The 11,840-nt window shown below is 55.4% G+C and carries 12 protein-coding genes; 10 read left to right on the forward strand and 2 right to left on the reverse strand.

The features are described from left to right. Positions 1–45: 45 nt before the first annotated feature. Positions 46–1,368 (reverse strand): long-chain fatty acid transporter FadL, encoded by a 1,323-nt coding sequence (gene fadL / locus ACG0Z5_RS22235; RefSeq protein WP_394451274.1) that lies wholly within the window; start codon positions 1,366–1,368, stop codon positions 46–48. 372 nt (positions 1,369–1,740) lie between these two features. Between fadL and ACG0Z5_RS22240 the strand changes: the two genes are divergently transcribed. The 4 genes from ACG0Z5_RS22240 to sixA all read left to right on the forward strand — a co-directional run bounded on the left by ACG0Z5_RS22240 (position 1,741) and on the right by sixA (position 6,334). Next, positions 1,741–2,025, forward strand: a complete 285-nt coding sequence (locus tag ACG0Z5_RS22240) for a YfcZ/YiiS family protein (RefSeq protein ID WP_319628788.1) — start codon at positions 1,741–1,743, stop codon at positions 2,023–2,025. Between the two features lie 160 nt (positions 2,026–2,185). After that, on the forward strand, positions 2,186–3,496 hold the full coding sequence (gene fadI / locus ACG0Z5_RS22245; protein ID WP_394451277.1) for an acetyl-CoA C-acyltransferase FadI: 1,311 nt from the start codon (positions 2,186–2,188) through the stop codon (positions 3,494–3,496). After that, positions 3,496–5,643 (forward strand): fatty acid oxidation complex subunit alpha FadJ, encoded by a 2,148-nt coding sequence (gene fadJ, locus ACG0Z5_RS22250; protein ID WP_394451279.1) that lies wholly within the window; start codon positions 3,496–3,498, stop codon positions 5,641–5,643. The genes fadI and fadJ overlap by 1 nt, the downstream gene beginning before the upstream one ends. A gap of 205 nt (positions 5,644–5,848) precedes the next feature. Further along, a complete protein-coding gene (gene sixA, locus ACG0Z5_RS22255; protein ID WP_394451281.1) occupies positions 5,849–6,334 on the forward strand; it encodes a phosphohistidine phosphatase SixA in 486 nt (161 codons plus the stop codon). Between the two features lie 80 nt (positions 6,335–6,414). Here sixA and smrB read toward each other — a convergent pair whose 3' ends face one another. Next, on the reverse strand, positions 6,415–6,966 hold the full coding sequence (gene smrB / locus ACG0Z5_RS22260) for an endonuclease SmrB (protein ID WP_319628792.1): 552 nt from the start codon (positions 6,964–6,966) through the stop codon (positions 6,415–6,417). A 163-nt stretch (positions 6,967–7,129) separates the two neighbouring features. Between smrB and prmB the strand changes: the two genes are divergently transcribed. Genes prmB through ACG0Z5_RS22290 form a run of 6 tightly spaced genes read left to right on the forward strand, consistent with a single transcriptional unit; the run spans position 7,130 to position 11,663 of the window. After that, the gene (gene prmB, locus ACG0Z5_RS22265) at positions 7,130–8,062 is read left to right on the forward strand and encodes a 50S ribosomal protein L3 N(5)-glutamine methyltransferase (RefSeq protein WP_394451283.1); all 933 of its coding nucleotides are present in this window, start codon (positions 7,130–7,132) and stop codon (positions 8,060–8,062) included. 21 nt (positions 8,063–8,083) lie between these two features. Beyond that, positions 8,084–9,169 (forward strand): chorismate synthase, encoded by a 1,086-nt coding sequence (gene aroC, locus ACG0Z5_RS22270; RefSeq protein ID WP_394451284.1) that lies wholly within the window; start codon positions 8,084–8,086, stop codon positions 9,167–9,169. Between the two features lie 24 nt (positions 9,170–9,193). Then, the gene (gene mepA, locus ACG0Z5_RS22275) at positions 9,194–10,018 is read left to right on the forward strand and encodes a penicillin-insensitive murein endopeptidase (RefSeq protein ID WP_394451285.1); all 825 of its coding nucleotides are present in this window, start codon (positions 9,194–9,196) and stop codon (positions 10,016–10,018) included. Then, positions 10,018–10,827 carry a sulfite exporter TauE/SafE family protein gene (locus tag ACG0Z5_RS22280; RefSeq protein ID WP_319628796.1) on the forward strand — a complete coding sequence of 270 codons (810 nt, stop codon included), beginning with the start codon at positions 10,018–10,020 and terminating at the stop codon, positions 10,825–10,827. Before mepA ends, ACG0Z5_RS22280 begins: the two co-directional genes overlap by 1 nt. Then, positions 10,827–11,375 carry an elongation factor P hydroxylase gene (locus ACG0Z5_RS22285; protein ID WP_394451286.1) on the forward strand — a complete coding sequence of 183 codons (549 nt, stop codon included), beginning with the start codon at positions 10,827–10,829 and terminating at the stop codon, positions 11,373–11,375. Before ACG0Z5_RS22280 ends, ACG0Z5_RS22285 begins: the two co-directional genes overlap by 1 nt. Before the next feature lie 9 nt (positions 11,376–11,384). Next, positions 11,385–11,663, forward strand: coding sequence for a YfcL family protein (locus tag ACG0Z5_RS22290; protein WP_110509163.1), 279 nt, complete (start codon positions 11,385–11,387; stop codon positions 11,661–11,663). Positions 11,664–11,840: the final 177 nt, after the last annotated feature.

Raw genomic sequence — 11,840 nt, forward strand, 5'->3', positions numbered from 1 at the left:
AGGTGAGCATCGCGCTCACCTTTTTTTATGCCTGATAAGAAATTATCAGAAGCGGTAGTTGAAGTTAGAGCCGAACAGCCACGCTTTACCTTCAGAGCGGAAGGTGTAAGGACCTTCTTCGATGGTCACGTTCTGACCATGCATGTAGGACGCACCCACGTCGATAGACGCATCCTGGTTAAACGCATAGGTTGCCCCTGCGCTCAGCCAAAAACGGTCCTGATCCGGGATTGAGATAGAACGGTGATCGGCGGGAACCGGGCTATCATCAAAGGCGATACCGGTACGGAAGGTCCAGTTGTCGTCATAGTAATAGGTGGTACCCAGCGCCAGGCGCCATGCGTCTTTAAAGCTTTCATCTTTATAGAACAGGGTCTCGCCGCTGTTGCCAGTGGCTTTCAGCTCCTGGAACTGGCTCCAGCTGGTGTAGGTGGCGCTATAGTGGATAGCCCACTGCGGCGCAACGCGGTTGTAGCCTGACAGTTCCCACATTTCCGGCAGGTTAAGCGTCAGAGAACCGTTGGTGGTATTGCCATCGGTGCCCAGCGGTAGGCCGAAGTTGCCGAGGATCTGGTTGTAGGCCGACGGCAGGTTACTCTTATAATCGCCGTCGAAGTCGATTTTGACCTCGGAACGGTAGGTAAAGCCGTAACGGTTGTTTTTATCCAGTTCATACAGGATACCGGCATTCCAGCCGAAACCCCATTCATCACCCTTCAGGTGCGCAATCTGGGTATCAGCAGGGATCTGCCCAACCTGGCCGGCCAGTGCAGGCGGCAGTGCGCCAGAGCCTGCAATGATCTGACCTAAGTCACCGGCGTAGCGCTCGATTTTGGCTTTTGCGTAGACTGCATCAAAGCCCACGCCGAAGCTCCAGTTGCTGTTCAGACGATAGGCACCGCTCAGGTTCAGGTTAACGGTGGTGAGGTCAGTTTTACCCCCCATGCTACCTGCGGCGTAACTGTCGTTAAATTCCGTTGCCAGGCCATAGTTAGAGGTTACGGAAGCACCCCAACCGAATTGTTCGTTAAGAGGCATGACAAAATGTAAGTTCGGCACCCAGGCTACCGGGGCGATATTATCGGCATCGGTACTTTTACCGGTTGGCGATTTACCGGAAATATTCACGTCCGGATCGATATAGACAGCACCGGCAGAAAATTGCGGGCGGTCATACATCATAATCAATGCTGGGTTGCGGCTGGCGTTACCCGGATCGTCGGCGATAGCGCCTTCACCAGAATAAGCACGGCCTAAACCAGAGGCAGAAAATTCATTTAACTGGAAGCCTGCTGACCAGGCCTGAGAAGAAACAAGTGCCACTGCAACTGCGAGAGCAGATTTCGTAAAACGGGTTTTTTGGCTCATGACCATAACCTCAATCGAGTTATTTTTATGCAAAATTTGTTACATGCCGTAACAGAAGCGCGAAGTGTAGGGTCTGTGTTACGTCAGAGAAATCAGACCAGTGCCGAGAGTATAGGTCTGACCAGATGTGATGTTGCAAGTATGTTTATAAGTTTTTTCAATTGTGATCTAAGAAACGCGATCCGCTTGGCAAAATTGGGGTCAGGAAAGTTCCCTTGAGAGGGTAGTTTTTGTTTTAGATCATTTTTAATTGTGATTTAGGTCACTTATGGCCGTTCAAATTAATATCGACTGGAGACGCTCAGTGCAGGGGCGTAAAATAGCCGCATTGTTTATCTGGCACCCCAGGTGCAAATACAGAGGATATCTACCATGAGTAAATGCAGTGCTGATGAAACCCCGGTTTGCTGCTGTATGGATGTTGGCACCATTATGGACAACACCGATTGCACCGCGTCGTATAGCCGCGTATTCGCTAACCGTGCTGAAGCTGAAGAAACTCTGGCTGCGCTGACTGAAAGAGCGCGTGGCGTGGAGTCCGAACCCTGCGTTATTACCCCAACCTTTAAAGAGGTTGAGGGGGGTGTTCAGCTGGATATTGATTTCGTGTTCAGCTGTGAAGCCGAAACGCTAATTTTCCAGCTCGGTCTGCGTTAATCCCTTCTCTCAAACGCCTCTGCCATGCAGGGGCGTTTTCTTTTTCATCTCAGTGTGTTTTGGCTCTCAATTTTAGGCTTCCCTGATTGGCTGGATGTAAAAAATTAGTTAAGACTGTTATCAGGTCAGACCACTTTTTTTACATTATCAGGGGAAGGTTATGAGTAAGGCATTACCGCTTATCACCCGTCAGGGCGATCGTATTGCTATTGTCAGCGGGTTACGTACGCCTTTTGCTCGTCAGGCGACGGCATTTCACGGTATTCCGGCGATCGATCTGGGCAAGATGGTCGTCGGTGAATTGCTGGCTCGCAGCGAAATTCCCCCCGAAGTCATCGAACAACTGGTGTTTGGCCAGGTGGTACAAATGCCGGAAGCGCCCAACATCGCCCGTGAAATCGTACTCGGCACCGGCATGAGCGTGCACACCGACGCCTACAGCGTCAGCCGCGCCTGTGCGACCAGTTTTCAGGCGGTCGCCAACGTGGCGGAAAGCCTGATGGCGGGCACCATTCGCGCCGGAATTGCCGGTGGCGCGGATTCTTCTTCCGTTCTGCCGATTGGCGTGAGTAAAACGCTGGCCCGTACCCTGGTGGATGCCAACAAAGCCCGCACGATGGGGAAGAAACTCAAACTCTTCTCACGTCTGCGGCTGAAAGATTTGGCCCCGGTTCCGCCTGCGGTGGCGGAATATTCCACTGGTTTGCGTATGGGCGACACCGCAGAGCAAATGGCGAAAACGTGGGGCATCACCCGCGAACAGCAGGATGCGCTGGCGCATCGTTCCCATCTGCATGCGGCGAAAGCCTGGGCCGAAGGCAAGCTGGCTGACGAAGTGATGACGGCCTATGCGCCACCGTTCCGTGAGCCGCTTGAGCAAGATAACAATGTGCGCACAAATTCGTCGCTGGCGGATTACGCCAAACTGCGCCCGGCGTTCGATCGTAAGCATGGCACGGTGACGGCGGCCAACAGCACACCTCTGACCGATGGCGCTGCGGCGGTTATCCTGATGACCGAATCTCGCGCCAAAGAGCTGGGCCTCAAGCCGCTCGGCTATCTGCGCAGCTATGCGTTTACCGCGATTGACGTCTGGCAGGATATGCTGCTCGGTCCGGCGTGGTCGACGCCGCTGGCGTTGGAACGCGCCGGGCTAACGATGGCCGACTTAACCCTGTTTGATATGCATGAAGCCTTTGCCGCCCAGACGTTGTCGAACCTGCAGCTGATGGCGAGTGAGCGTTTTGCCCGTGACGTGCTGGGGCGCAGCCATGCGACCGGCGAAGTCGATGACAGTAAATTCAACGTCCTCGGCGGCTCGATTGCCTACGGGCATCCTTTCGCGGCGACGGGCGCACGCATGATAACGCAAACCCTGAATGAGCTGCGTCGTCGCGGTGGGGGCTTCGGTCTGGTGACCGCCTGCGCGGCGGGTGGTTTAGGCGCGGCGATGGTTCTGGAGGCCGAATAATGGAAACGACATCTGCATTTACCCTCACCGAACGCCTCGATAATGTGGCCGTTATCACGATTGACGTTCCCGGCGAAAAAATGAACACCCTGAAGGCCGAGTTTGGCGTTCAGGTGCGGGCTATCCTCAAGCAAATTCGCGAAAACAAAGGGTTGCGCGGGGTGGTAATGATCTCCGCTAAGCCCGATAACTTTATTGCCGGGGCCGATATCAACATGATCGGCGAATGCAAAACGGCGCAGGAAGCCGAAGCGCTGGCACGTCAGGGGCAACAGATCATGGCGGAAATCCATGCGCTACCGATCCCCGTTGTGGCGGCGATACACGGAGCTTGTCTCGGCGGCGGTCTGGAGCTGGCGTTAGCCTGCCATAGCCGTATCTGTACCGACGATGCCAAAACGATGCTCGGTTTACCGGAAGTGCAGCTTGGGCTGCTGCCAGGATCGGGCGGCACGCAACGCCTACCGCGCCTGGTCGGGATCAGCACCGCGCTGGACATGATCCTCAGCGGTAAGCAGCTTCGGGCGCGTCAGGCCTTAAAAGTGGGGCTGGTTGATGATGTGGTTCCGCACTCCATTCTGCTGGAGGCTGCCGTTGAGCTGGCGAAGCAGGAGCGTCCGACCAGCCGTCGACTGCCGGTTCGCGAACGCATTCTTGCCGGCCCGCTGGGCCGCAGTCTGGTGTTTAGCATGGCGGCGAAAAAAACCGAACAGAAAACGCACGGCAACTATCCGGCTACCGGGCGCATCTTGAGCGTGCTGGAAACCGGACTATCACAGGGCAGCAGCAGCGGGTATGAGGCGGAAGCGCGGGCGTTTGGCGAACTGGCGATGACTCCGCAATCCAAAGCCCTGCGCTCGATTTTCTTTGCCAGTACTGAGGTGAAGAAGGACCCGGCGGCCAGCGCTGAGCCGCAGCCGCTGCATTCTGTCGCAGTGATCGGTGGCGGCCTGATGGGCGGCGGAATTGCTTTTGTCACCGCCAGTAAGGCAAAACTGCCGGTACGTATAAAGGATATCAATGCCAAAGGCATTACCCATGCGCTGAAGTACAGCTGGGAGCTGCTTGATAAAAAGGTGCGCCGCCGCCATATCCGATCGAGCGAGCGTGACACTCAACTGGCGTTGATCTCTGGCACTACTGATTATCGCGGCTTTTCGCATCGTGACGTGGTGATTGAAGCGGTGTTCGAAGATTTATCGCTGAAACAACAGATGGTTGCCGACGTCGAGGCCCATTTCGCCCCACACACCATTTTTGCTTCTAACACCTCGTCATTACCGATTGGCGATATCGCCGCACAGGCTCTGCGCCCGGCGCAGGTGATCGGCCTGCATTTCTTCAGCCCGGTGGAAAAAATGCCGCTGGTGGAAGTGATCCCGCATGCGGGAACCTCGGAAACGACCATTGCCACCACCGTGAAGCTGGCAAAACAGCTCGGTAAAACGCCGATCGTGGTGGCCGATAAAGCAGGTTTCTACGTCAACCGCATTCTGGCGCCTTACATTAATGAAGCGATGCGATTGCTGACGGAAGGCGAATCCATTGAACAGATTGACGGCGCATTGACCCAATTTGGCTTCCCGGTGGGGCCAATCCAACTTTTGGATGAGGTGGGAATTGATACCGGGACTAAAATTATTCCAGTGCTGGAAAGCGCTTATGGGGATCGTTTTAGCGCACCTGCAAATATCATTAACGCAATTTTGAATGACGATCGCAAAGGCAGAAAAAATGGTCGTGGTTTCTATCTTTACGGCGCAAAAGGGCGTAAAAGCAAAAAACAGCCTGACCCTGCAATTTATACGCTTATTGGGCGTGGGCAGAAGGGTACGCTGTCCGGCCAGCAGATTGCCGAGCGTTGCGTGATGATGATGTTGAACGAAGCCGCACGTTGCTTTGATGAACAGGTTGTTCGTAGCGCCCGCGATGGCGACATTGGGGCGGTGTTTGGTATTGGTTTTCCGCCGTTTTTAGGCGGCCCGTTCCGCTATATGGATAGCCTCGGTGCGGGGGAAGTCGTGGCGATTCTGCAACGCCTCGCCGCCCAATTTGGGCCACGGTTCACGCCGTGTGACGCACTAACAAGGATGGCAGAAAAGGGCCTGGCCTTTTGGCCCGAAAATGAAACTGAGACGTTACGTTGAGGTCAAATAAAGGTAAATCCTGACGGGGGTTAACGCTGCTGAGTGGCTATTTTGTAAACAAAGATTGACTATACTTACGCCATTAAGGTAAAAAACAGCGTTTCATTCATCGAATGGATCAGGCACAATGCCCGGCCACTGAGTAGGCAACGTTATCTTACGTTCGGCTTACTTCGGTGCTTCTGGTTAACAAAAGCGGTGCAATATGCAAGTTTTTATCATGCGTCACGGCGACGCTGCCCTCGATGCAGCCAGCGACTCGGTTCGTCCACTCACTACCTGTGGTTGCGATGAATCCCGTCAAATGGCGAACTGGCTGAAAGGTCAAAAAGTGGATATTGAGCGCGTTCTGGTCAGCCCGTTCTTACGAGCAGAACAAACGCTGGATGTGGTGGGGGAGTGCATGAACCTGCCAAAAGAGATCGATGTCCTGCCGGAACTCACGCCGTGCGGCGATGTAGGGCTGGTAAGCGCCTATCTACAGGCGCTGGCAAACGAAGGTGTTGCTTCTGCGCTGGTGGTTTCTCACCTGCCGCTGGTAGGCTACCTGGTTTCCGAGCTCTGCCCAGGCGAAACACCGCCGATGTTCTCGACATCCGCGATTGCTAACGTCACGCTGGATGCCAGCGGGCAAGGCCAGTTTAACTGGCAGATGAGCCCGTGCAATCTGAAGATGGCTAAAGCCATCTGAGTGAGAGGCGGGTGAGCCGTGCGCTTCCCGCCACTTTTACCCGTCTCTTTTCCGCCACCTTTAACGCTGAATAGTTCGAGTTAAGGTAATTCCGGCGGCTGCCACTCTTCCACCTCGATCAACACCAGCAGCGCGGCATCTCCGCCGTACTCTTTCGGTGCCTGATGAAACGCCATCACGTGTGGGTGCTGCGCCAGCCACAGCGGTGTTTGCTGCTTGAGTATATGCTTCCCATGCCCGTGCATCACACAGGCGCAAAATACGTGTTCTCGACGGCAGGCGGCAATCAGCGCGCCTAATTCCTGTTTGGCCTGCATCTGCGTCAGCCCGTGCAAATCGAGAAACAGCTCCGGGGAATAATCACCGCGACGCAGCTTCTTGGCCTCAAAATGGCTGACGTCATGGCGCACGTATTTCATCGCGCCTTCAGTATTCAGCAGCGGCTGAAACTCATCGGAAAAATAGTGGCTGTTATCGACCTGCTCCTGAAGCAAACGCTTCACCGGCACTTCGCTGACTTTCTTACGCGTCGGGCGATGGACAATGGTGTCCTGCTTAATCTGGCGGGTGCCGGTCATCAGCTGACGGAACAGCGCCTGATCCTCATCGCTGAGTGAGGTTTTCTTCTTCATCTTCACTTCTCATTTTCGCTTTGCGGCAGTTTACCCGACTCTTGGGGCGCACGGGCAGAGAAAACGCCAATTTCTCCCATCCTGCGACGCAAGAAAGCTGATTTATCGGCGTCTTCATGGCAAACTAGCCGCCGAATTTCAGCGATGGGCCCTGGAGGGGAAAGTGGATAAAATTTTTGTCGATGAAGCAGTCAATGAGCTGCATACCATTCAGGATATGTTGCGCTGGTCAGTCAGCCGCTTTAGCGCGGCGGGGATCTGGTACGGTCATGGCACGGACAACCCGTGGGATGAGGCCGTTCAGCTGGTGCTGCCGTCACTCTATTTACCGCTGGATATCCCTGAAGACATGCGCAGCGCACGTCTGACCTCCAGTGAAAAACATCGCATCGTCGAACGCGTGATTCGCCGCGTCAACGAGCGTATCCCGGTCTCCTATCTGACGAACAAAGCCTGGTTCTGCGGCCACGAATTTTATGTTGATGAACGCGTGCTGGTGCCGCGCTCGCCGATTGGTGAGCTTATCAACAACCGTTTTGCCGGCCTGATTTCTCATCAGCCTGAGCATATTCTGGATATGTGTACCGGCAGTGGCTGTATCGCCATCGCCTGTGCTTATGCCTTCCCGGAAGCGGAAGTGGATGGCGTGGATATCTCTGCCGACGCGCTGGCTGTAGCCGAGCAAAACATCGAAGAGCACGGTCTTATCCATCACGTGACCCCTATCCGTTCCGACCTCTTCCGCGACCTGCCAAAAGTGCAGTACGACCTGATTGTCACCAATCCGCCGTACGTTGACGCGGAAGACATGGCCGACCTGCCGAACGAATATCGCCACGAGCCGGAACTGGGTTTGGCATCCGGTTCTGATGGCCTGAAGCTGACACGCCGTATTCTGGGCAACGCGCCGGATTACCTGACTGACGACGGCATTCTGATTTGTGAAGTCGGTAACAGCATGGTACATCTGATAGAGCAGTATCCTGACGTTCCGTTCACCTGGCTTGAGTTTGATAACGGCGGTGACGGCGTCTTTATGCTCACCAAAGCGCAGCTTGTGGCTGCCCGCGAACACTTCAGCATCTATAAAGACTAATTAAAATTCGATGGAGCCGTGATGGCCGGAAACACAATTGGACAACTCTTTCGCGTAACGACCTTCGGCGAATCACACGGTGTGGCCCTCGGCTGCATCGTGGACGGCGTGCCGCCGGGCATTCCTCTGACGGAGGCGGACCTGCAGCACGACCTCGACCGTCGCCGTCCTGGCACTTCGCGTTATACCACCCAGCGCCGCGAACCGGACCAGGTGAAAATCCTCTCTGGGGTGTTCGAAGGCGTGACCACTGGCACCAGCATTGGCCTGCTGATTGAGAACACCGATCAGCGTTCTCAGGATTACAGTGCTATCAAAGACGTTTTCCGTCCGGGTCATGCCGACTATACCTACGAACAGAAATACGGACTGCGCGATTATCGCGGCGGCGGTCGTTCTTCCGCCCGTGAAACGGCAATGCGCGTTGCCGCCGGTGCGATTGCCAAGAAATATCTGGCACAGAAATTTGGCATTGTTATTCGCGGTTGTCTGACCCAAATGGGTGATATCCCGCTGGAAATCAAAGACTGGGAGCAGGTGGAACAGAACCCGTTCTTCTGCCCGGACCCGGACAAAATCGAGGCGCTCGACGAACTGATGCGCGGCCTGAAAAAAGAAGGTGACTCGATTGGGGCGAAGGTTTCCGTGGTAGCTGACGGCGTACCGCCGGGCCTCGGCGAGCCGGTATTTGACCGTCTCGATGCAGACATTGCCCACGCACTGATGAGCATTAATGCAGTAAAAGGCGTCGAGATTGGCGACGGGTTTGGCGTTGTCAGCCTGCGCGGTAGCCAGAATCGGGATGAAATCACCCACGCCGGTTTCCAGAGCAACCACGCCGGTGGCGTGCTGGGCGGGATCAGCAGCGGGCAGCAAATCATTGCTCACATGGCGTTAAAACCGACCTCCAGCATCACCGTGCCGGGTCGCACCATCAATCGTTTTGGCGAAGAAGTCGAGATGATCACCAAAGGCCGTCACGACCCCTGTGTTGGGATCCGCGCGGTGCCTATCGCGGAAGCGATGCTGGCGATCGTTCTGATGGATCATCTGCTGCGCCAGCGTGCGCAAAATGCCGATGTGACCACCACGCTTCCTCGCTGGTAATTCTCTCCAGGGAAATGCGGGAAAATGAAAAAAACCGTTATTGCGCTGCTGGCCTTGTTGGCTAGCAGCGTGGGATACGCCGCCACGCCGTGGCAAAAAATCACCCAGCCGATTCCGGGTACCGCACAGTCGATTGGCGCCTTTGCCAACGGCTGTATCGTCGGGGCGGAAGGGTTGCCGTTGCGTTCCGATAACTATCAGGTGATGCGTACCGACCAGCGTCGCTACTTCGGTCATCCGGACCTTATCCTGTTCATTCAGCGTCTAAGCAACCAGGTGCATAATCTGGGACTTGGCACGATGCTGATTGGCGATATGGGGATGCCCGCAGGCGGGCGCTTTAACGGCGGTCACGCCAGCCATCAGTCCGGGCTGGACGTCGATATTTTCCTGCAACTCCCACAAACCCGCTGGACCTCTGCGCAGTTGCTTAAACCGCAGGCGCTGGATCTTGTGGCCGCTGATGGCAAGCGTGTGGTGCCGTCGCTGTGGACGCCGAAAATCAGTGCGCTGATTAAACTGGCCGCCAAAGATAACGACGTGACGCGTATTTTCGTCAACCCGGCGATTAAACAGCAGCTGTGCCTGGATGCCGGAACCGACCGTGACTGGCTGCGAAAAGTGCGTCCGTGGTTCCAGCATCGCGCCCATATGCACGTACGTCTGCGCTGCCCGGCCGGGAGCTTAGAGTGCGAAGACCAGGTCGCACCCCCGGCAGGCGATGGCTGTGGGGCTGAGCTACAAAGCTGGTTTCAGCCACCGAAACCGGGAACCTCCAAACCTGTGAAGAAGACGGCACCGCCGTTGCCGCCTTCCTGCCAGGCGCTACTGGATGAGCATGTCCTCTGATGGAACATTTCACTGAGATATTTATGGTGTCACCGCTACTGCTGGTGGCACTTTTCTTTATCGCGCTGCTGGCCGGGTTTATTGATTCCCTGGCCGGGGGCGGCGGTCTGTTGACCATTCCTGCGCTGCTGGCTGTGGGCATGTCACCGGCAAATGCGCTGGCCACTAACAAACTGCAGGCCTGCGGTGGGTCGCTATCGTCCTCGCTCTATTTTATACGGCGCAAAGTGGTCAGCCTGGCGGACCAGAAGCTCAATATCCTGATGACCTTTATTGGCTCGATGAGCGGCGCACTGCTGGTTCAGCACGTGCAGTCAGACATCCTGCGTCAAATTTTGCCGCTGCTGGTGATCGGCATTGGCCTCTATTTCCTGCTGATGCCAAAGCTTGGCGAAGAAGACCGTCAGCGTCGCCTGCACGGGTTGCCGTTTGCGCTGGTGTCTGGCGGCTGCGTCGGCTTTTACGACGGATTTTTCGGCCCCGGTGCGGGTTCATTTTATGCGCTGGCGTTTGTGACGCTGGCCGGTTTTAATCTCGCCAAATCTACCGCGCACGCCAAAGTGCTTAACGCCACCTCAAACGTCGGCGGTTTGCTGCTGTTTATCATCGGCGGCAAGGTGATTTGGGGAACCGGTTTTGTGATGATGGCAGGACAATTTTTAGGGGCGCGAATGGGATCGCGACTGGTGCTCAGCAAAGGACAAACGCTGATCCGGCCGATGATCGTCATCGTTTCGGCGGTAATGAGCGCAAAACTTCTCTATGACAGTCACGGGGCGGAGATCCTCCAGTGGTTGGGAATTCATTAATGCAACAACAACACCATTATCAGCAGCTGATCGACATTTTCGACAGTTGCTTTGCTGATGATTTTAATACCCGTCTGATTTCAGGCGAGGACGAACCGATTTATCTTCCAGCTGATGCCGATGTGCCGTACAACCGCATCGTCTTTGCCCATGGCTTTTATGCCAGCGCTCTGCATGAGATTTCGCACTGGTGCATTGCGGGTGCCGAGCGCCGCAAACTGGTGGATTTTGGCTACTGGTACTGCCCGGACGGGCGTGATGCCAAAACCCAGGGTCAGTTCGAAGATGTGGAAGTCAAACCCCAGGCGTTTGACTGGCTGTTTTGTGCCGCTGCGGGTTTCCCGTTCAACGTCAGCTGCGACAATCTCGAAGGGGATTTTGAGCCTGACCGCATCGTGTTCCAGCGTCGGGTGCATGCGCAGGTGATGACCTATCTCGAAGAAGGGATCCCGGCGCGTCCGGCACGTCTCATCGCGGCATTACAAGATTATTATCAAACGCCGACGTTAACGGCGGAACACTTCCCCTGGCCGGAAGATCTAAATTGAGGAAAGAAGATGATCGCAGAATTTGAATCGCGCATTCTGGCGTTAATTGATGACATGGTAGAGCACGCCAGTGACGATGAACTGTTTGCCAGCGGCTATCTGCGCGGCCACCTGACGCTCGCGGTAGCAGACCTGGAAGCAGGGGACGATCACTCTCCGGAAGCGGTCTACGAAAAAGTCACCCAGAGCCTGGAAAAAGCCATCCACGCCGGGGAACTGAACCCGCGCGATCAGGCGCTGGTCCTCGGCATGTGGGACACCCTGTTCCAGCAGGCAAAATTTAAATAATGCCTCGCCACAGAAAAATGTAGGCCGGGTGAGCTCAGCCCCACCCGACAAAAAGCCCCCGGTTGTAAAAATCGGGGGCTTTTTTTAGGTTCATCGCGCCTTACCGGGGAACGCTGCTTTTATCTTCATAAAAAAGTAGTCGTTATCCCGGTATCCGTATGCCATTCGTTTTATCAC

This window comes from Scandinavium sp. M-37, from assembly GCF_043558715.1.
Taxonomy (GTDB): Bacteria; Pseudomonadota; Gammaproteobacteria; order Enterobacterales; family Enterobacteriaceae; genus Scandinavium; species Scandinavium vulneris_A.

Excerpts from the sequence above, each read along its gene's own strand:
- smrB (WP_319628792.1), bottom strand. The coding sequence starts at position 6,966 with ATGAAGAAGAAAACCTCACTCAGCGATGAGGATCAGGCGCTGTTCCGT.
- aroC (WP_394451284.1), top strand. The coding sequence starts at position 8,084 with ATGGCCGGAAACACAATTGGACAACTCTTTCGCGTAACGACCTTCGGC.
- fadJ (WP_394451279.1), top strand. The coding sequence starts at position 3,496 with ATGGAAACGACATCTGCATTTACCCTCACCGAACGCCTCGATAATGTG.
- ACG0Z5_RS22240 (WP_319628788.1), top strand. The coding sequence starts at position 1,741 with ATGAGTAAATGCAGTGCTGATGAAACCCCGGTTTGCTGCTGTATGGAT.
- fadL (WP_394451274.1), bottom strand. The coding sequence starts at position 1,368 with ATGAGCCAAAAAACCCGTTTTACGAAATCTGCTCTCGCAGTTGCAGTG.
- ACG0Z5_RS22290 (WP_110509163.1), top strand. The coding sequence starts at position 11,385 with ATGATCGCAGAATTTGAATCGCGCATTCTGGCGTTAATTGATGACATG.
- sixA (WP_394451281.1), top strand. The coding sequence starts at position 5,849 with ATGCAAGTTTTTATCATGCGTCACGGCGACGCTGCCCTCGATGCAGCC.
- ACG0Z5_RS22285 (WP_394451286.1), top strand. The coding sequence starts at position 10,827 with ATGCAACAACAACACCATTATCAGCAGCTGATCGACATTTTCGACAGT.
- ACG0Z5_RS22280 (WP_319628796.1), top strand. The coding sequence starts at position 10,018 with ATGGAACATTTCACTGAGATATTTATGGTGTCACCGCTACTGCTGGTG.
- fadI (WP_394451277.1), top strand. The coding sequence starts at position 2,186 with ATGAGTAAGGCATTACCGCTTATCACCCGTCAGGGCGATCGTATTGCT.
- mepA (WP_394451285.1), top strand. The coding sequence starts at position 9,194 with ATGAAAAAAACCGTTATTGCGCTGCTGGCCTTGTTGGCTAGCAGCGTG.